Here is a 16,558-nt window from a genome sequence, read left to right as displayed (position 1 = left end):
CCTCCCCACCGACCCCCGCGACCTCGCCGCCGTAGCCCAGATCTGCGGCTACCCACCCGGCGAATCCAGCCGCTTCTCCGACGACTACCTCCGCATCACCCGCCGAGCCCACAACACCGTCGCCCACCTCTTCTGGGACGACTAAACCCACTCGCGCCCATCCGCGCCGTGCCGACTGAACCCACTCGCGCGATGCCCCGCGGTGCCGACTGAACCCACTCGCGTCCATCCCCGCCGTGCCGACTGAACCCACTCGCGCCAATCCCCGCCGTACCGAGTGGGTTCACCGTGTCGAGTGTGCGGACCGGGTCGTCGGCAAGCCCTTACCTACGGCAGATTCCGCACACTCGCGCCTCTCCCGCCCGGTGGGTTCACTCGGCTCATGCACGGTGGGTTCAGTCGACGCAGCGGCGGCGTCGAGTGAACCCAGTGGGCCGAGTGGTGGGAGATTGTCGGTGTCAAAGGTTTGCCGGCGGCGCGGTGCGCACACTCGGTGGTTTCTGCGCCAGTGGGTTCAGTGGGGAGCTGGTACGACGCGGGTGGGCGCGAGTGGGTTCAGTCGGTACGGCGCGGGTGGGCGCGAGTGGGTTCAGTCGGTACGGCGCGGGCCGGGGCGGAGCGCGAGTGGGTTCAGTCGGGGCGACCTGGAGCCGGGGGACATCCCCTTAGCGGGGTGAGGGACCGGGAGGGCGACACATGTCGGGGAATCCGTGCACCTTGGGCAGCCTCGCCGTACGGCGAGGCGCTTTGTGCTCCCATCAGCCATATTTCGCCTGCCCAGATGACTGAGGGGTGCTCAAGGCTGACGGGCGAACGTGCTTTGTGTCCCCACCAGCCACTATCCGGGCTGCGAAATGACTGAGGGGTGCTCAAGGCGAGGGCGGGAGACCGGGGCAGGTGGGCGGCCGGGGTTCTCGTAAACTGGGGCTGGTGGAGATGACGGAGCGGAAGACGCGGCGGGGTGTGCCTAGCACCACGCAGCGTGGGGTGCGGATGACGGCCGGGCAGCGGCGAGCCTGGGATGAGCACTGGTCCGCGCTGGGCTCGAAGCTGGAGGATCTGCCTGCGGGGCCGACGGATCTGGCGAAGTGGTTCGGGCGCGCGGCGCCGACCATTCTGGAGATCGGCTCGGGGATGGGCGAGGGGACCGCGCAGCTCGCGGTGGCGGCGCCGGAGGTCAACCACCTCGCGGCCGAGGTGTACACGGCTGGGCTGGGTCAGCTGATGATGCTGGCCGAGAAGTACGACCTTGAGAACCTGCGGCTCCTGCAGGGCGACGCCATAAAATTCCTGACCGATCGCGTGGAGCCCGCTGGGCTGGACGGCGTCCGGATCTTCTTCCCCGACCCATGGCCGAAGACGAAGCACCACAAGCGGCGGCTGGTCGCCCCGGCGTTCATCGCGCTCGTTGCCTCGCGCCTCCGCCCCGGTGGAACGTTGCACTTGGCAACAGATTGGGAGCACTACGCCGACCAGATGCTCGCGGTGTGCGACGGCGAGCCGACGCTGCAGAACCAGTACGACGGCTGGGCCCCGCGACCCGAATGGCGACCGGTCACCAAGTTCGAGTCGCGGGCGCAGGCCGAGGGGCGTGTGGTGCGCGACCTGATCTACGTCAAGCGGTCCGGCTCGTGAAGTTCCAGATCCCGGCGCCCACCGTGTAGATCGTGTACCCGTCCTCGTATGTCGCCTCACCCGCCAACGACTGCGGTACGGCGGCCACGTCGGAGGCGGATTCGGACGGCACATGTACCTCCGCCGTCACCCCGACCGGCACGTGCACCTCGAGCGCGAACACCCGGCTCTTCCGTCGCCACATCACGGCGACCTGTCCGCGAATCGTTGACGTCCGAACACTCGCCGAGCCAGTCTCTCCGCGCGCATCCGGCCGCACGACGATCCGCTCCCAGCCCGTACCGCCGTTCCGCAGCCCGGCGACGTTCTCGAGGATCCACTGCACGACCGTCCCCTGGAAGTAGTGGTTACGCGACCGCGAGTCGGCCTCCCACATCTCCCACATCGTGTCCGCGCCCTGGTCGAACCAGTAACCCCAGCTGGGGTAGCTCCGCTGCAGCGCCACCTTTGTTGCCGCGTCGCCATATCCGTACGCCGTCAATACCGGCAGCAGCACGCCGACCCCGAGGCACCCAGTGTTCAGGTGGAACCCACGCGACTCGACATCCGCCGCCAGGTTGGCCGCAACCCGGTCGGCCAGATCTGATGGAACGATGCCGAAGGCAAGCGGTACGACGTTCGACGTCTGCCGGTAGTCCGGATCGTCAGCGCTTCGATAGACGGCCAGTTCCCGATCGAGGAACGTCCGGTTCAACCCGTCCGCCAGCGACGCCGCGGCCTTGCGGTAGTCGTGCGGCTTGCCCAGCAGGTCCCCGATCTCCGCAGCCGCGAGCATGGCGCGATACAGGTACGCCGTACCGGTCAGGCGGCGGTCTTCCGGCGCCGGGCCGTCGCTGTAGCCGGGTGGGAGCCAGTCGCCGAGCACACTGACGGAGAGCCCGTCCTCGACCCGGTCAAGCTCCCATTCCAGGTAGCGAGTGAGCGAGTCCCAGTGCTCCCGCAGCAGCCGCTCGTCGCCGTACGCGCGGTGCATTTCGTGCAGCAGGATCGGGTAGACGGTCGGCCATTCGGTCGCGGGGGAGAGCTCGGTGAAACCCCAGCCGTTGGTCGGGATGATCACCGGCAGCTGCCCGGATTGCGCCTGGCTGTCGCGGATGTCGCCCAGCCACTTGGTGAAGAACCGCGCCAGATCCAGCGTCGCGAGCATGGTCGGCGCACCAACCTGCGCGTCCCCGGTCCAGCCGTTCTTCTCGTAGAAAGGCGTGTCGGTCGGGATCCCATGCAGGTTGCTCAGCACCGTCAGCCGCATCGCCTGCTCGAACTGCTCGTACGCCGGCTCTGTTGACGCGAACGCCGTCACCGACCGCACGTCGGAGTTCACGACCCGCAATTCCACCTCAGGTTGCGCGCCCTCGATCTGCACGTAGCGGAAGCCCTTGTAGGAGAAGCGCGGCTCCCACACTTCAACCCCGGACCCTGCCGCGATGTATTCGTCGCGCTGAATCCGGTCACCCTCAACATGCCCGTTCACCGCAACCACGTTGCCGTCGGCAACCGTCTCGCCGTACGTCAGGCTGACCGTCGTCCCAGCCGGCGCACTCACCCGCAACCGGACCCACCCAGCCGTCGTACGCCCGCAGTCAGCAATCCACACACCAGGCCGCACCTGATCAACCGAAACCGGGGCAACAGTCTCAACCACCCGAATCGGCTCATGCTCCTGCGCCCGCAGCTGACCGGAAGGCGCGTCAACCACGTCGACCGGCGACCAGGCGGAGTCGGCAAAGCTGGCCGAGTCCCACCCCGGCAGCGCGCGACGGGCGTCGTACGTCTCGCCGGTGTAGAGCGAATCAGACAGTGTCGGCCCACCCGTGATGCGCCAGGCCTCGTCGGTGACCACCTCGGCGACGCGATCATCGTCGTACTCGATGACGAGACGCGCGATCAGCCGCGGCTCGGCAGTCCACGGCGCGGTGTGCCACCGCCACACGTTCGGGGTGTTCATCCCGAAGAACCCGCGCCCGAGCTCAGCGCCGACCGCATTCTCACCAGACTGCAGCAACGTGGTCACATCGTGCGTGACGTAGAGAACCGTGCGGCCGTAGTCGGTGAACCCCGGATCCAGTACGGCGTCAGTCACCGCCTGACCGTTGATCCGCAGCTCGGCGTACCCGAGGCCGCTCGCATACAGCCGAGCGCTCCGGACCGTCCCGTCGACGCTGAATGCGCGCCGGAGCAGGGGAGCAGAAGACGTCTCGCCACCAATCCACTGAGCCGCCCCGAAACCTTCGCCCAGCAGCCCGGTCTCGAACCACTCCTCAGCAGCCCACTCACTCGCACGGTCCGAGCCGTCCCAGACCCGAACGCTCCACTGATACCGAGTCCGCGGCGTCAACGCCGGACCGTCGTACTCGACCCCGAATGATCGCGACGACGTCACCTTGCCGGAGTCCCAGGACCCGACTCTCAGCTGGTACGCCGTCTGGACAGCCCCATACCCCGGAGCACTGGCGATCCAACTGAATCGGGGCCGGTCGACATCGGTCCCTAGCGGACGGACGGCGTACTCGGCCTTCAGTGACGCGACGAGCATCGGCGGCGGCTCCTCAGCAAAAAGTCTACGGGGACGATATGTCCTCCCTGATTACCTGCTGCATGACCCATCAGCAAGCCTGAGAGGAAAGCTCATGAGGAAGTTCGGTCTCGCTGCACTGTGTGGAGTGATGCTGTTCACGTCGTCCACCACAGCACAGGCAGCGGAACGCCTCCTGCCCGGACTCGGGAACACCGGGTACGACGTGCAGTCGTACAACGTCGCCTATGACTATTACCCCGGTCAGCCGAAGATGCCGGCCTCGGTGGACATCGTCGCTCGCGCGGAGCAAGGCCTGTCCACCTTCACCCTCGATGCAGTGGCGCGGCAAGTGAAGTCGGTGACCGTTAACGGACTCGCTGCCGAGTTCCGCCTGGACAACACCTTGGAGAAGCTGACCGTCTCGCCGCGGATCCCGCTGCTCAGGGGGCTGCCGTTCCGGACGCGCATCACCTTCGTCGCCGACCGCTCGCTGGAGCCGAAGTCGCCGTCGTTCCCGGAGCAGGACAACTTCGACCACTGGACGGACTGGGATGGTGGCTTCGAGCTGATGGGCCAGCCGAACCGCTCGCATCTGTTCTTCCCGATGAACGACATCCCGAGCGACAAGGCGAAGGTCAGCTTCCGGGTGAGCGTTCCGAAGGGATACCAGGCGGTCGCCAACGGGACACTGCGATCACAGCGGACCAAGGCCGGCCGTACGACGTACGTGTTCGGAACGCGGGACCCGATTCCGACCCACGTCGCGCAGCTCGCGGTCGGGCACCTGACCGAGTTCAAGGCCACCGGGCCGCACGGACTCCCGCTGCGCAGTTTTGTCGACAGCTCGAAAGCCAAGGACGCCGGCGCCCGCGTGGGTCTCGTCAACGAGCACCTGAAATGGGTCGAGCAGGCGATCGGAGCGCCGTACCCGTTCGAGACGTACGGCGTCCTGGGCGTCGGCGGCGTCACGGGGTACGCGCTGGAGAGCGCGACGCTGTCGATGTTCAACGCGGACTATCTGACCGGCCCGGCCGACGGCAATGACGGCACGATGATTCACGAGCTTGTCCACCAGTACTTCGGGAACGCGGTGTCGGTGAAGAGCTGGGACGACATGTGGCTGAGTGAGGGCCACGCGGCGTACTACACCGGGCTCTACCACGACGCGAAGGGCGCTCGGAAGCTCGACGACTTCATGCGGGACGCGTGGCAGTTCGACTCCGAGGAGCGACCGAAGTACGGGCCGCCCGGGCGAGTGACCGACCTGAACGGAATTCTCTTCGGCACGAACCCGGGTGGCGCGGTCGCGCTCTACGCGCTGCGCCAGAAGCTCGGCGTCACGACCTTTCAAACGATCGAGAAGACCTTCTTCAACCGGTTCCGGAACCAGGCCGCGTCGACCCAGGACTACATCGATGTGGTCAACGAGGTGTCGGGCCAGGACCTGACGTCGTACGTCAAGGACTGGATCTACGGAGCGAAGACGCCGCCGTACCCGGCCTGATCCGTCTCACTTCCTGAATTTCTGTCTCGAATGGCGATATAACAGGCTGTTGATGGACTTTGTCCGCTTTCATGGACACATGCAGGTCACCGCCAACCGGCCAGCCGACGCGCTCACGCGCCGTCGGCATGTCGACCTGCTCCGCGTCGCCTCTGCGACCTGTTGACCTTCGGCGTTGCACTCAGCTCCATGCTCGCCCGTGGCCGTTTCCGGCCGCCCGCATCCACCGAAGGTCTCCTGTGCGCATCTCCAGCTTCCGTCCTGCCCGTCGCCGTCTGCTTGCCGCGTCCGCGGTTGCCCTGTCCCTGGCAGTAGTCGCCGCGGGCTGCAGCCGGGCGGAGGGCAAGGACACGCCCGTCGCCGCCACCGGCAAGGGCCCGGCCACCGAGCTCCGGCTCGGCTACTTCCCGAACGTCACCCACGCCGCCGCGCTGGTGGGCCTGGACCAGAACCTGTTCACGAAGGACCTCGGGAGCACCAAGCTGGTGCCGACCAAGTTCAACGCCGGTCCGGAGGCGGTCGGTGCGCTGCTCGGCGGTTCGCTGGACGCGAGCTTCATCGGCTCCGGCCCGGCCATCAACGCCTTCGCGAAGTCGAACGGTGAGGCCGTCCGCCTGATCGCCGGTGCGACGTCCGGCGGCGCGCAGCTGGTGGTTAAGCCGGGGATCAACAAGCCCGAGGACCTGATCGGCAAGCGCGTGGTCACCCCGCAGCTCGGCAACACGCAAGACGTGTCGCTGAAGAAGTGGCTCGCCGAGAAGGGCCTGACCGGCAAGGTCACCGTCACCAACCTCGAGAACGCCCAGACGCTGGACGCGTTCAAGGAGGGCAAGGTGGACGCCGCCTGGCTGCCCGAGCCCTGGTCGTCGCGGCTCGTCCTCGACGCCGGTGCGAAGGTGCTGCTCGACGAGAAGACCATCTGGCCCGACGGCAAGTTCCCGACCACGGTGCTGATCGTGCGCACGCAGTTCCTGCAGGAGCACCCGGAGACGGTGAAGGCGCTGCTCAGCGGGCTCGTCGCCTCGATCGACTTCGCCAACAAGGACCAGGCCGCCGCGAAGACCGCGGTGAACAAGCAACTGAAGGAACTGACCGGCAAGTCCCTGAAGCCGGCCGTGATCGACCGCGCGTTCAGCAACATCGAGATCACCGCGGACCCGATCTCGGCGACCTTCCCGCAGCTGGCCAAGGACCAGGTCGCGGCCGGCATCGCCAAGGAAGCACCGAAGGTCTCCGGCTTCGCCGACCTCGGCCCGCTGAACGACGTACTGGCCAAGGCCGGCAAGCCGACCGTCGACGCCGCCGGTCTCGACACCAAGTAACCCACCCCAGATCGAGGAGGCAGACCATGACTGTGCACATGCCACGCCTCCGGCGCGGCGGCTCATGGGGCTTTAACTCCAGTCCTTCCCTCGTCGCTCCAGTCGCTTCGCTCCCTACACTCCTCAGTCCAGGCCTGGAGGCCCCATGACCGCGACAGTCGAGGCAGCCCGCACGGTGAGTGAGAACGTGGTGCGTCCGGTGCGTTTTCATCAAGTGGGGAAGGCGTTCGGGACCGGCCGGAAGGCGGTCGTGGCGTTGGACGGTGTGGACCTTGAGGTCCGCGCCGGTGAGTTCGTCTGCCTGCTCGGGGCGTCGGGGTGCGGTAAGAGCACCCTGCTGAACCTGGTGGCGGGTCTGGATGCGCCGACCAGCGGCCGGATCGAGCTCAGCTCGTCCCGGCCGGCGGTCGTGTTCCAGGAGGCTGCGCTGATGCCGTGGCTGACGGCGGCCGGAAATATCGAGCTGCCGTTGCGGATGGCCGGCGTACCGAAGGCAGAGCGTCGGGCCAAGGCAGCCGAGCTGCTTGATCTGGTGCGGCTGTCCGGTCTCGGCGACAAGCGTCCGCATGAGCTGTCCGGCGGGATGCGGCAGCGGGTCGCGCTGGCCCGCGCGCTCGCGTCGACCACCGACAACACCGGCTCCGGCGCGGGCAAGCCGTCGCTGCTGCTGATGGATGAGCCGTTCTCTGCGCTCGACGCGATCACTCGCGATGTTCTGCAGGGTGAGCTGCTGCGGATCTGGGAAGCCACCGGTACGGCGATTCTGTTCGTGACGCATGACGTTCGTGAGGCAGTGCGGCTCGGCCAGCGCGTCGTGCTGCTGTCGTCGCGGCCCGGCCGCGTCGTTCGCGAGTGGGATGTCCAGGGACTGGCCGGAGCCGACGAGGCCGGGGCTATCGACGAGATCAACGCCGAACTGCGCAAGGTGATCAGCAGTCATGCCGCAGCTTGATGTGAAAGAAGGCTCGGTCGAGGCCGGGCTGGATGCACTCGATACGCCCATCACCACGACCGAGGGGTCCTTGGCCCGCCGGATCGCGGCTCGGGCGTTGCCGCCGATCGGTGCGGTCGCGCTACTGGTCGCCGTCTGGCAGGTGTTGTGGGCGGCCGCGTTCTGGCCCGAGTTCAAACTGCCGGCTCCGGCTGATGTCTGGGCGCAGATCTGGACGCTGGTCACCACGGGCCAGATCATCGAACTGTTCTGGGTCTCGGTCCACCGCGCCGTGATCGGTTTCGCGATCTCGCTGGTGATCGCGATTCCGCTCGGCCTCGCGATCGCCAACATCCGCGTCGTACGGCGGGGGATCGGGCCACTGGTCTCCGGTCTGCAGAGCTTGCCGTCGGTCGCCTGGGTGCCGGCCGCGATCCTGTGGTTCGGTCTGACCGATGGCGCGATCTACTGGGTCGTGCTGCTCGGAGCGGTGCCGTCGATCGCGAACGGACTGGTCTCCGGTCTGGACCAGGTGCCGCCGATCCTGCCGCGCGTCGGCAAGGCGCTCGGCGCCGGTCGCTTGAACGGGATCAGGTACATCCTGCTACCGGCCGCGCTGCCCGGATTCCTCGGTGGGCTCAAGCAGGGCTGGGCGTTCTCGTGGCGGTCGCTGATGGCCGCCGAGCTGATCGCGACCTCGCCGGATCTGGGCAAGGGGCTCGGTCAGTTCCTGCACGACGGCATGTCGCTGTCGGACATCTCGATGGTGTTCGCCGGCATCCTGCTGATCTTCGTGGTCGGCGTCGGGATCGAGCTGCTCGTCTTCCGCCCGCTGGAGAACTCGGTACTGAAGGCCCGCGGGCTCACCAGCGCAGTCCGCTAGGCAGGCTCACCAGGGTTACGGCTCGGCAACTGGGGCCCGCGTCGCGGCCCTGGTTCGGCTGGGCGCCGTACTGTGGGGGACGTGGGTCGATATCTGCCGTTCCTGATCAGCCTGGTGCTCAGCATCTATGCGCTCTTCTCCTGCATTCAGACACCTGACGACGAGGTCCCACACCTGCCCAAGCTGGTGTGGATCGTGATCATCGTGTTCGTCCCGTTCGTCGGGCCGATCGTCTGGCTGCTGATGCAGCGCAACGCGCGGATCGGGCGCGAGCGCCCGGCGAGCGGTCCGTCGCGGCCGGCGTCGCGCTCGAGTGCGCCCGATGACGATCCGGACTTTCTCAAGTCACTGGACCGCTACCGGGACCCGCGCACGACGAAACGGCCGGCCGACGAGCCGAAAGGAACGCCCGAGCCGAAAGACCCGGACCCGCCGGTCGACGAACAGCCGACCGGAGACTCACCGCCGGCCGAGACCGACGACAACAAACCGTGAGACCGCGCCCGTAGTCCTAGTGGCGTTGCGCCGGGCGGAGGGGGCGCGGTTCGCTCACGCCGACTTGCGGTGCTCCAAGGGGGCGTTGTCGCGCTCGGACTCTGTGGTCCCACCCCAGACGCCGTACGGTTCTCCGACCGCAAGGGCGTGCTGGCGGCACTCCGGCTGAACCGGGCAGGTGCCGCAGAGCGACTTCGCCACCATCTCACGGGCGCGTTTACGGACGCCACGCTCCGATTCGGGCGAGAAGAACAGCTCCGGGTTGACGTCGCGGCACGCAGACTGCGACTGCCAGTCCCACAAATCCATGAGCGGGCGGGGTAGGCGAGGCATCCCTCTCGACATGGCAACCTCCTATGACTCACCGTGAGCGCGGACGGGCGCTCGGTGAAAACTATGCTCAACTCGTGGCGAGTTCAACCCTTGTTGGCATGAACTTCGGTCCATTCGTTATCGGCACGTGGCGTTGCAGCCTGTGATCAGGCTGTTTCACGCGGAGAGCGTGATCATGGACTTACTTTGTGTGATGTGAATCACTTAGTGAGGGATGCGCCCAAAAGGGCTGCCAGCAGACCAATGGCGAGGTTCAGCAGCACTGTCAGCAAAGCCTTTGCCCGATGCCCCGAAGTCGCGAGCGCCGTCGTCTCGGCCGCGAAGGTGCTGTACGTCGTGAACGCTCCGCAGAAGCCGACGCCGATCAGCAGCGTCCAGTTCTGATCCGTCACGCCGGTCATCAGGCCGAGCAGGAAACTGCCGAGCACGTTGACCGTGAAGGTGCCCCACGGCAACCGAACCTGTTGGCCACTGGTCCGCAAAAGCTGTGCCACAAGGTGTTTGTCGACGATGTACCGCAGCGGTGCGCCGATCGCGGCGCCGAGGGCGACGAGAAAAATGTTCATCGGCGGCGTCCCAGCCACTCGCCGAGTGTTGCTGCCAGCAACGCTGTTGCGACCGTGCCGAAGAAGTAGGCAAAGGCAACGAGCAGATGCACGTGCATCTGGCTGTGCAACAACCGCTCGGTGTCGACGGCGTACGTCGAGAAGGTCGTGAAGCCGCCGAGAATTCCGGTGCCGAGAAACGGCCGGAGCAGTGGATGTGAATGTGGAGTGAGCCGGGCGAAGAGGATTCCAATGGCCAGACAGCCCACCACGTTCGTGATGAAGGTGGCCCAGGGAAATCCACCCTCGGTGTGCGGAATCGCCGTCGCCAGCCCGTAGCGGGCCAGCGAGCCGATGACTCCGCCGAGGGCCACCGCGCCGAGCACGCGCGGTAGCCCAGGCTGTCTGACCTCGCTCACACCGCCGGAGCGTAGCGGTAGTACTCGTGCTGTCCGTGCGCAGTCCCGGTCTGGCCGGTCAGCGCCCGGATCACCGTCGCGTGAGTGATCGCCAAGACCGGCCCGTCCGTGCCGGCCGCGTGCCGGTCGAGCGCCGTCTCCGCTCGCGCACGCACCTTGGACAACGGCTCCCACGACCGCTTGCGGCACCCTTCCCCGTCGGCATCCGGCCACTCGCCGCCGTACGCCTCGAACTCAGCCCGAGCAGCCTGTACGTCGGCCATCCCGCGCCACGAACCCGAATGATCGGGCAGCCAGTCCCGCAGTTCGTGGTCGACCCGAACGCCGAGCGCCAGCCGGTGCCCGACGATCGCGGCGAACTGCAGCGCCCGCGTGAACGGTGAACTGACCAGGTACGTCGCCCCGATCCCGCTGAGCAGGTCAGCCAGCTCTTCGGCCTGCCGCACCCCGTCCGGTGTCAGCGGTGCCGAGTCGGCTGCGGCTCCCCGCAGCCCCTGGCCGTCGATCGTGGCGTAGTCGGGCTCTCCATGCCGAATCAGGTAGACCTGCGTGACGTTCATCGGCCTAGCGAAGATGTCGGGCGCCGGCCCACCCCTGAGGAGCGGACGGTGGCCGGATCTGATGAAGCTCGTCGAAGAGTTGATCGATGCCTCCGGGCGGTTGGGGGCTTGTCGTCGTCGGGGGTTCGGGCTCCAGCCAGCGCACCTCGGTAGCACCCTGGTGACCATGCACGGCAAGCACAGCCTCAAGCCCAGGCCAGACCGCAGTCGCCGGATTCGCACCCCGCCACCGCAAAGCAACTGACCCGTCGCTGAACTCGCAGCCCTCCGCAACCACACCGGTCCCGGAGACCCCACTCGGATCCCGGTACCGCACCAGCTCGAAGACCCGCGGCCTCACTGTCCAGCACCCCTCAGATGTCGACCCGTTGTTGCAGCCCTCAACGATCCCGAGGACGGGTTGGTTACTGGTTCGCTACCGGTCGGCGCATGAACACCCGGCTCGCAGGGTCCAGCCCGAACGCCGTCTCGGTGGCCAAAACCCCGCGCAGCCCGTCCGTCAGCTCGCCCGGCGACAACTCCACGAATCCGAGGCGGGCGTAGTACGGGCCGTTCCACGGCACGCTCCGGAACGTGCTGAGCGTCAAGGCCGCCAGGCCCTCGGCGGCGGACCACGACCCGACGTGGTCGATCAGCGCGCGCCCCAGGCCGCGCCCTTGATGCTCGGGGTGGATGCTGACCTGCTCGATATGGGCGGACCCATCGATGAGTTGCACGAGCACGAACCCGGCAGGCTGTTCATCGACGTCGGTGATCACCCACAGGTGACCGGCCGCGCGGGCGTGCTCGAAGACCTCCAGGGGTGGCGGCGGGTGCCCGGCGATGTCGGTCATGCCGATGGCGTGGAACAGGACGCCGGCGGCAACCTCGAGGTCCTGGAGGCCGGGGAGTTCGGCTGCGGTGGCAGGGCGGATGGTCACCGGCTGAGACAACCATGACCGCGGGATGGATGCGACCGGATTTGGCCGGGTGCTATCGTTCCCTCCATGACGCGTTGCTATTGGCGATTTTTTGAGTGGCCGGCGGTTGTGCCGGGTAGCTCAGCCAATTGCTGACGCCCTGATAGCACTCTCCAGCCGGCCCGAAGGCAAGGACCTACCGTCCTTGCCTTTTCTTGTTCCCAGCCGGCTGACTGCGACCTTCCGCGGTGTACCGGCGGAAAGGTTCCATCAGATGAACACCCTCCCGCGGCGGTCCGAGCAGGCCGCTGTCGTCGACCGGCGGATCGAGAAGACCGTCCCGTTGATCACACCGTTGGCTCTGCATGACGAGTTGCCGTTGAGCGATGCGCTGGCGCAGACCGTGATCGACGGCAGACAGGCCGTGGTCGACGTACTGAACGGCGTTGATGACCGGCTGCTGGTCGTGGTCGGGCCGTGCTCGGTGCACGACGCCGATGCGGCGCTTGAGTACGCCGAGCGGCTGCGGCCGGTGGCTGAGCGGTTGTCCGACGGTCTGGTCGTGGTGATGCGGGTGTACTTCGAGAAGCCGCGGTCGACGCTGGGCTGGAAGGGCCTGATCAACGACCCGGGTCTGGACGGCTCCGGTGATGTGAACCGCGGGCTGCGGCTGGCTCGCAAGCTCCTGCTGCAGGTGACCGAGCTGGGTCTGCCGGTCGGGTGCGAGTTCTTGGACCCGATCACGCCGCAGTACATCGCGGACACCGTCGGTTGGGGTGCCATCGGCGCGCGCACCGTCGAGTCCCAGGTCCACCGGCAGCTCTCCTCTGGTCTGTCGATGCCGATCGGGATGAAGAACCGCCCCGACGGCTCCATCGCGACCGCGGTCGACGCGATCAAGGCGGCCGCCGTACCGCATGTTTTCACTGGTATAGACCACGACGGCGCCCCGGCGATCCTGCACACCCGCGGCAACCCGGACTGCCACCTGGTCCTGCGCGGTTCCGACGCCGGCCCGAACTACGACGCCGAGTCCGTGGCTGCCGCCACCGACCTGCTCCGTACGGCGGGCCTGCCGGAGCGCGTGGTCGTCGACGCCAGTCACGGCAATAGCCGCAAGGACCACAAGAGGCAGCCGATCGTCGCGGCCGAGATCGGTGCTCAGGTCGCGGCCGGGAACAGGGCGATCGTCGGCGTGATGCTCGAGTCGTTCCTCCAGGAGGGTCGCCAGGACCTCGACCCGACCCGTGAGCTCACCTACGGCCAATCGGTCACCGACGCGTGCATGGGTTGGGAAACCACCGAGGCCGTCCTGACCGAACTGCGCGACAATGTACTCAAGCGTCGCGGCTGATCACTTATGAGCAGTGCAGGGAGTTCACCCGGGGGTCTTGCGGTGGTCATCGGCCGCTCATAAGGTCCGGACCATGACTGAGATCTCCCGGCGCCTTGTTCTCGGTTCAGCGGCCGGCGGGGCAGCGATGTCGCTGCTCCCGCCGTCGCTGCACACCGCCATGGCGCAACCAGCCAGACGGGGCGGACTGCGGGCCATCGAGCACGTGATCGTGCTGATGCAGGAGAACCGTTCTTTCGACCACTACTACGGCACGCTCCGCGGAGTCCGCGGGTACGGCGACCGCCAGCCACTGCGGCTGCGCAACGGCCAGAGTGTCTTCCATCAGCCGAAGACCGCAGGTGGCGAGGTGCTGCCGTTCTCGCTGCGCGTAGCCGCCGCCGCGGCCGGACGCAAACCGGACGACATTCAGTATCTCGGTGCCCTCGCGCACGGCTTCACCGACGCCACCCAGGCCTGGAGCAACGGTTGGAACGACAACTGGGTGCAGGCCAAAACGGCCGCGACGATGACGCACTACGACCGTCGTGACATCCCGCTGCAGTACGAGCTCGCCGAGACGTTCACGATCTGCGACGCCTACCACTGCTCGGTGAACGGCTCGACGAACCCGAACCGCAACTATCTGTGGTCCGGCACCGTCGGTAACGAGCCCGGTTCGACGCAGCGCGCTGTGACGAACGCGGCGTACGACTACAACCACAAGGGCTACGACTGGACGGCGTACCCGGAGCGGCTCGAGAAGGCTGGCGTCTCCTGGCAGATCTACCAGGAGTGGGACAACTTCACCGACAACGCCGTCGAGTACTTCCGGACCTTCAAGGACATCGGGACCCGAATCCTCGCCTCGGTGCCGGGCGGGTACCGCACCACCGAAGAGTTCTACGACAAGCTTTTCGAGAAGACGCCGGAGCAGCAGGCCGAAGCGCTGAAGCAACTCGCGGCGGCCGTTGCCAAGCAGCCGAAGGCTGACCAGAAGCTGTTCCACAAGGCGATGTACCGCTCGGAGCCGGAGTCGCTGGTCACCCGGGTCAAGGCCGACATCAAGGCGGGCAAGCTGCCCAAGGTCAGCTGGCTGGTGCCGTCCGCGGTCGACTCCGAACACCCCAGTACGTCGACACCGGTCGCCAGCGCGAATCTCGTCTACGAACTGCTGGACGCGATCGCCTCTGACCCGGAGACCTGGTCGAAGACGGCGCTGTTCATCAACTTCGACGAGAACGACGGCTACTTCGACCACGTCCCGCCGCCGGTGGCGCCGCGCCCGGCCTCGGGTAACAACGACGACTGGTACAACGGCCAGCCGATCGGCCTCGGCCCGCGCGTCCCGATGACCGTCATCTCGCCGTGGACGGTCGGCGGCCACGTGAACTCGCAGGTCTTCGACCACACGTCGGTGATCCGCTTCCTGGAGCGCTGGACCGGCGTCCAGGAACCGAACATCAGCAAGTGGCGGCGATCCGCCTGTGGCGACCTCACCTCGGCCTTCGACTTCGAGCGGTCCTACCGGCAGCCGTCCGTCGACGCGCCCGGCCCGATCCCGGCGCCCATTGCGCGCTGGAAGCCGACGCCGCCCGTCGACCAGGCAATCCCGCAGCAGGAGAACGGTCGTCGGCCGGCGCGTCCATTGCCTTACCGGCCTACGGTTTCAGGCTTCATTGCTGACGGCAAGCTGAAGGTGGCCTTCAGCAACGAAGGGAGTGAGGCGGCACACTTCGCCATCTACCCGTACGGCGGTGAGTTGCCCGCACCGGCGCATGTCGACGTTCGCCGCGACCACACCGAGGCGATCGCCGTCGCCGGTCCGTACGAGGTCGCCGTACAGGGTCCGAATCGGTTCTGGGTCGAGTTGGCCGGGTCGACGGATGGTGTTGCGGCCGGGCTGGACGTGCGGATCTGCCAGCGGGGGAGCGGCCTCGAGCTCGCGCTGGTCAACACTTCCCGCAAACCGCTCACGCTCAAGCTGAAGGCACGTGGCTACGGCAGCAAGTCCGCGACCGTCACACTCCGCGGCAAGCAGACCAGCGAGGTGGACTGGCCGACCGACCACGGCTGGTACGACGTCGAGGTCACGGTCGTCGAGGATTCGTCGTACCGGCGCCGATTGAGTGGGCACCTGGAGACCGGCCACGCCGGAGTTACCGGCTGACGCAACCGCAGGACTGACGATGCATGATCTCCGCAGGCAACCGAACGGTCTGCGGAGGCGCGTCCGGATCGTTCATCCGGCGCAGTAGCAGCTGGACAGCCCGGGCACCGATTGCCGCGGACGGTTGGGCCACGGTGGTCAGGCCTGGGCTGAACAGGTCGGCCCAGGGGAAGTCATCGAAGGCCGTTAACGCCATGTCTGCAGGGACTTTCACCCCGGCGGCACTGAGCGCGGCCAAGGCGCCGATGGCCATACTGTTGTTCGCGGCAAACAATGCGGTCGGCCGGTCGTCGAACTGGAGCAACTCCCAGGTGGCCTTCCGGCCGCCGTCGGTGGTCGACGACCCGACCAGGATCAGCTCTGGGTCGACCGGCAGACCGGCCCGCTGGTGAGCCGCGTGGTAGCCGTGCACCCGCTCGGTGCTGGTCGACAGACCGGGAATGCCGCTCAGCATGCCGATCCGGGTGTGCCCGAGCGAGATCAGGTGGTCGATGATCGCGATCGTGGCCGCCTCGTTCTCGACGCCGACCTGGTCGACCCGCAGATCGGGCGTGATCCGGTCCACCAGGACGTAGGGCAGCGCATGGTCGCGCAGCATCGGCAGTGTCAGCTCGCGCCAGCCGTCGGCCGGGGCGGTGATCAGACCTTCGATGCGGTGGGCAAGTAAATTCGCGACGGCCACCGACTCGTGCCGGGCGTCGTCGCGGGTGTCGACGATGATCAGGTTCAGTCCGGCCCGGGTGGCCTCGCGGTCGATGCCCTGGATGAGCTCCACCCAGTACGGATTGGTGGCCACCGTGATCGCCAGGCCGATCGTCCGGTTGGTGCCGGCCGACAGCGAGCGCGCGGTCGGCTGGTGCTGATAGCCGAGCATGTCCATCGCGTGCTGGACTCGCTCCCGCGTCGCGGTGGCCACCAGCCGGGTGCCGTTGACCACGTGCGAAACCGTGCTGACCGACACTCCGGCAGCACGAGCGACCTCGGTCATGGTGACCATTCGTCGTATGGTCGTTG

Annotated in this window: 16 protein-coding genes; 9 read left to right on the top strand and 7 right to left on the bottom strand. The window is 67.1% G+C overall.

The features are described from left to right. The first annotated feature begins 936 nt into the window (after positions 1-936). Positions 937-1,635, top strand: coding sequence for a tRNA (guanosine(46)-N7)-methyltransferase TrmB (trmB, locus tag E1263_RS28510; RefSeq protein WP_132172865.1), 699 nt, complete (start codon positions 937-939; stop codon positions 1,633-1,635). Here trmB and E1263_RS28505 read toward each other — a convergent pair. Beyond that, positions 1,616-4,168 carry a family 78 glycoside hydrolase catalytic domain gene (locus E1263_RS28505; RefSeq protein WP_132172853.1) on the bottom strand — a complete coding sequence of 851 codons (2,553 nt, stop codon included), beginning with the start codon at positions 4,166-4,168 and terminating at the stop codon, positions 1,616-1,618. The genes trmB and E1263_RS28505 overlap by 20 nt on opposite strands. Before the next feature lie 94 nt (positions 4,169-4,262). On the opposite strand from E1263_RS28505, the gene E1263_RS28500 reads away from it, so the two are divergent. The 6 genes from E1263_RS28500 to E1263_RS28480 all read left to right on the top strand — a co-directional run bounded on the left by E1263_RS28500 (position 4,263) and on the right by E1263_RS28480 (position 9,285). Next, on the top strand, positions 4,263-5,654 hold the full coding sequence (locus tag E1263_RS28500; RefSeq protein ID WP_132172851.1) for a M1 family metallopeptidase: 1,392 nt from the start codon (positions 4,263-4,265) through the stop codon (positions 5,652-5,654). Positions 5,655-5,706: 52 nt separating this feature from the next. Continuing rightward, positions 5,707-5,820, top strand: a complete 114-nt coding sequence (locus tag E1263_RS44400; protein ID WP_380160824.1) for a putative leader peptide — start codon at positions 5,707-5,709, stop codon at positions 5,818-5,820. 73 nt (positions 5,821-5,893) lie between these two features. After that, positions 5,894-6,976 carry an ABC transporter substrate-binding protein gene (locus E1263_RS28495; RefSeq protein WP_202869091.1) on the top strand — a complete coding sequence of 361 codons (1,083 nt, stop codon included), beginning with the start codon at positions 5,894-5,896 and terminating at the stop codon, positions 6,974-6,976. 145 nt (positions 6,977-7,121) lie between these two features. Beyond that, positions 7,122-7,928, top strand: a complete 807-nt coding sequence (locus E1263_RS28490) for an ABC transporter ATP-binding protein (protein ID WP_132172847.1) — start codon at positions 7,122-7,124, stop codon at positions 7,926-7,928. Next, entirely contained in the window at positions 7,915-8,790 is an 876-nt protein-coding gene (locus tag E1263_RS28485) for an ABC transporter permease (protein WP_132172845.1), read from the top strand. Before E1263_RS28490 ends, E1263_RS28485 begins: the two co-directional genes overlap by 14 nt. A gap of 81 nt (positions 8,791-8,871) precedes the next feature. Then, complete coding sequence (locus tag E1263_RS28480) at positions 8,872-9,285, top strand: PLD nuclease N-terminal domain-containing protein (protein ID WP_132172843.1); 414 nt, start codon at positions 8,872-8,874, stop codon at positions 9,283-9,285. Positions 9,286-9,339: 54 nt separating this feature from the next. Here E1263_RS28480 and E1263_RS28475 read toward each other — a convergent pair whose 3' ends face one another. From E1263_RS28475 to E1263_RS28450, 5 genes are all read right to left on the bottom strand, one after another. Next, the gene (locus E1263_RS28475; protein ID WP_272949701.1) at positions 9,340-9,594 is read right to left on the bottom strand and encodes a WhiB family transcriptional regulator; all 255 of its coding nucleotides are present in this window, start codon (positions 9,592-9,594) and stop codon (positions 9,340-9,342) included. 224 nt (positions 9,595-9,818) lie between these two features. Beyond that, a complete protein-coding gene (crcB, locus tag E1263_RS28470; RefSeq protein ID WP_132172839.1) occupies positions 9,819-10,184 on the bottom strand; it encodes a fluoride efflux transporter CrcB in 366 nt (121 codons plus the stop codon). Then, positions 10,181-10,582, bottom strand: coding sequence for a fluoride efflux transporter FluC (locus E1263_RS28465; protein WP_202869090.1), 402 nt, complete (start codon positions 10,580-10,582; stop codon positions 10,181-10,183). The genes crcB and E1263_RS28465 overlap by 4 nt, the downstream gene beginning before the upstream one ends. Then, positions 10,579-11,142 carry a histidine phosphatase family protein gene (locus tag E1263_RS28460; protein WP_132172837.1) on the bottom strand — a complete coding sequence of 188 codons (564 nt, stop codon included), beginning with the start codon at positions 11,140-11,142 and terminating at the stop codon, positions 10,579-10,581. Before E1263_RS28460 ends, E1263_RS28465 begins: the two co-directional genes overlap by 4 nt. 404 nt (positions 11,143-11,546) lie before the next feature. Further along, complete coding sequence (locus E1263_RS28450) at positions 11,547-12,062, bottom strand: GNAT family N-acetyltransferase (protein ID WP_202869089.1); 516 nt, start codon at positions 12,060-12,062, stop codon at positions 11,547-11,549. Between the two features lie 253 nt (positions 12,063-12,315). Between E1263_RS28450 and E1263_RS28445 the strand changes: the two genes are divergently transcribed. Both E1263_RS28445 and E1263_RS28440 read left to right on the top strand, forming a co-directional pair. Then, complete coding sequence (locus E1263_RS28445; RefSeq protein WP_132172833.1) at positions 12,316-13,395, top strand: 3-deoxy-7-phosphoheptulonate synthase; 1,080 nt, start codon at positions 12,316-12,318, stop codon at positions 13,393-13,395. A gap of 73 nt (positions 13,396-13,468) precedes the next feature. Beyond that, a complete protein-coding gene (locus E1263_RS28440) occupies positions 13,469-15,544 on the top strand; it encodes a phosphocholine-specific phospholipase C (protein WP_132172831.1) in 2,076 nt (691 codons plus the stop codon). Here E1263_RS28440 and E1263_RS28435 read toward each other — a convergent pair. Further along, a complete protein-coding gene (locus E1263_RS28435) occupies positions 15,534-16,541 on the bottom strand; it encodes a LacI family DNA-binding transcriptional regulator (protein ID WP_132172829.1) in 1,008 nt (335 codons plus the stop codon). The two genes, E1263_RS28440 and E1263_RS28435, sit on opposite strands and share 11 nt — an antisense overlap. Positions 16,542-16,558 lie beyond the last annotated feature (17 nt).

The organism is Kribbella antibiotica, assembly GCF_004349055.1.
In the GTDB taxonomy this organism is placed as follows: domain Bacteria; phylum Actinomycetota; class Actinomycetes; order Propionibacteriales; family Kribbellaceae; genus Kribbella; species Kribbella antibiotica.
Note: the sequence above shows the minus strand (reverse complement) of the source record. Positions and strands in the feature narration are given on the sequence as shown.

Bases quoted from the DNA above. Each gene is read 5' to 3' on its own strand.
- E1263_RS28485 (WP_132172845.1), top strand. From the start codon at position 7,915: ATGCCGCAGCTTGATGTGAAAGAAGGCTCGGTCGAGGCCGGGCTGGAT.
- crcB (WP_132172839.1), bottom strand. From the start codon at position 10,184: ATGAACATTTTTCTCGTCGCCCTCGGCGCCGCGATCGGCGCACCGCTG.
- E1263_RS28445 (WP_132172833.1), top strand. From the start codon at position 12,316: ATGAACACCCTCCCGCGGCGGTCCGAGCAGGCCGCTGTCGTCGACCGG.
- E1263_RS44400 (WP_380160824.1), top strand. From the start codon at position 5,707: ATGGACTTTGTCCGCTTTCATGGACACATGCAGGTCACCGCCAACCGG.
- E1263_RS28490 (WP_132172847.1), top strand. From the start codon at position 7,122: ATGACCGCGACAGTCGAGGCAGCCCGCACGGTGAGTGAGAACGTGGTG.
- E1263_RS28500 (WP_132172851.1), top strand. From the start codon at position 4,263: ATGAGGAAGTTCGGTCTCGCTGCACTGTGTGGAGTGATGCTGTTCACG.
- E1263_RS28440 (WP_132172831.1), top strand. From the start codon at position 13,469: ATGACTGAGATCTCCCGGCGCCTTGTTCTCGGTTCAGCGGCCGGCGGG.
- E1263_RS28475 (WP_272949701.1), bottom strand. From the start codon at position 9,594: ATGGATTTGTGGGACTGGCAGTCGCAGTCTGCGTGCCGCGACGTCAAC.
- E1263_RS28505 (WP_132172853.1), bottom strand. From the start codon at position 4,168: ATGCTCGTCGCGTCACTGAAGGCCGAGTACGCCGTCCGTCCGCTAGGG.
- E1263_RS28460 (WP_132172837.1), bottom strand. From the start codon at position 11,142: ATGAACGTCACGCAGGTCTACCTGATTCGGCATGGAGAGCCCGACTAC.
- trmB (WP_132172865.1), top strand. From the start codon at position 937: ATGACGGAGCGGAAGACGCGGCGGGGTGTGCCTAGCACCACGCAGCGT.
- E1263_RS28435 (WP_132172829.1), bottom strand. From the start codon at position 16,541: ATGGTCACCATGACCGAGGTCGCTCGTGCTGCCGGAGTGTCGGTCAGC.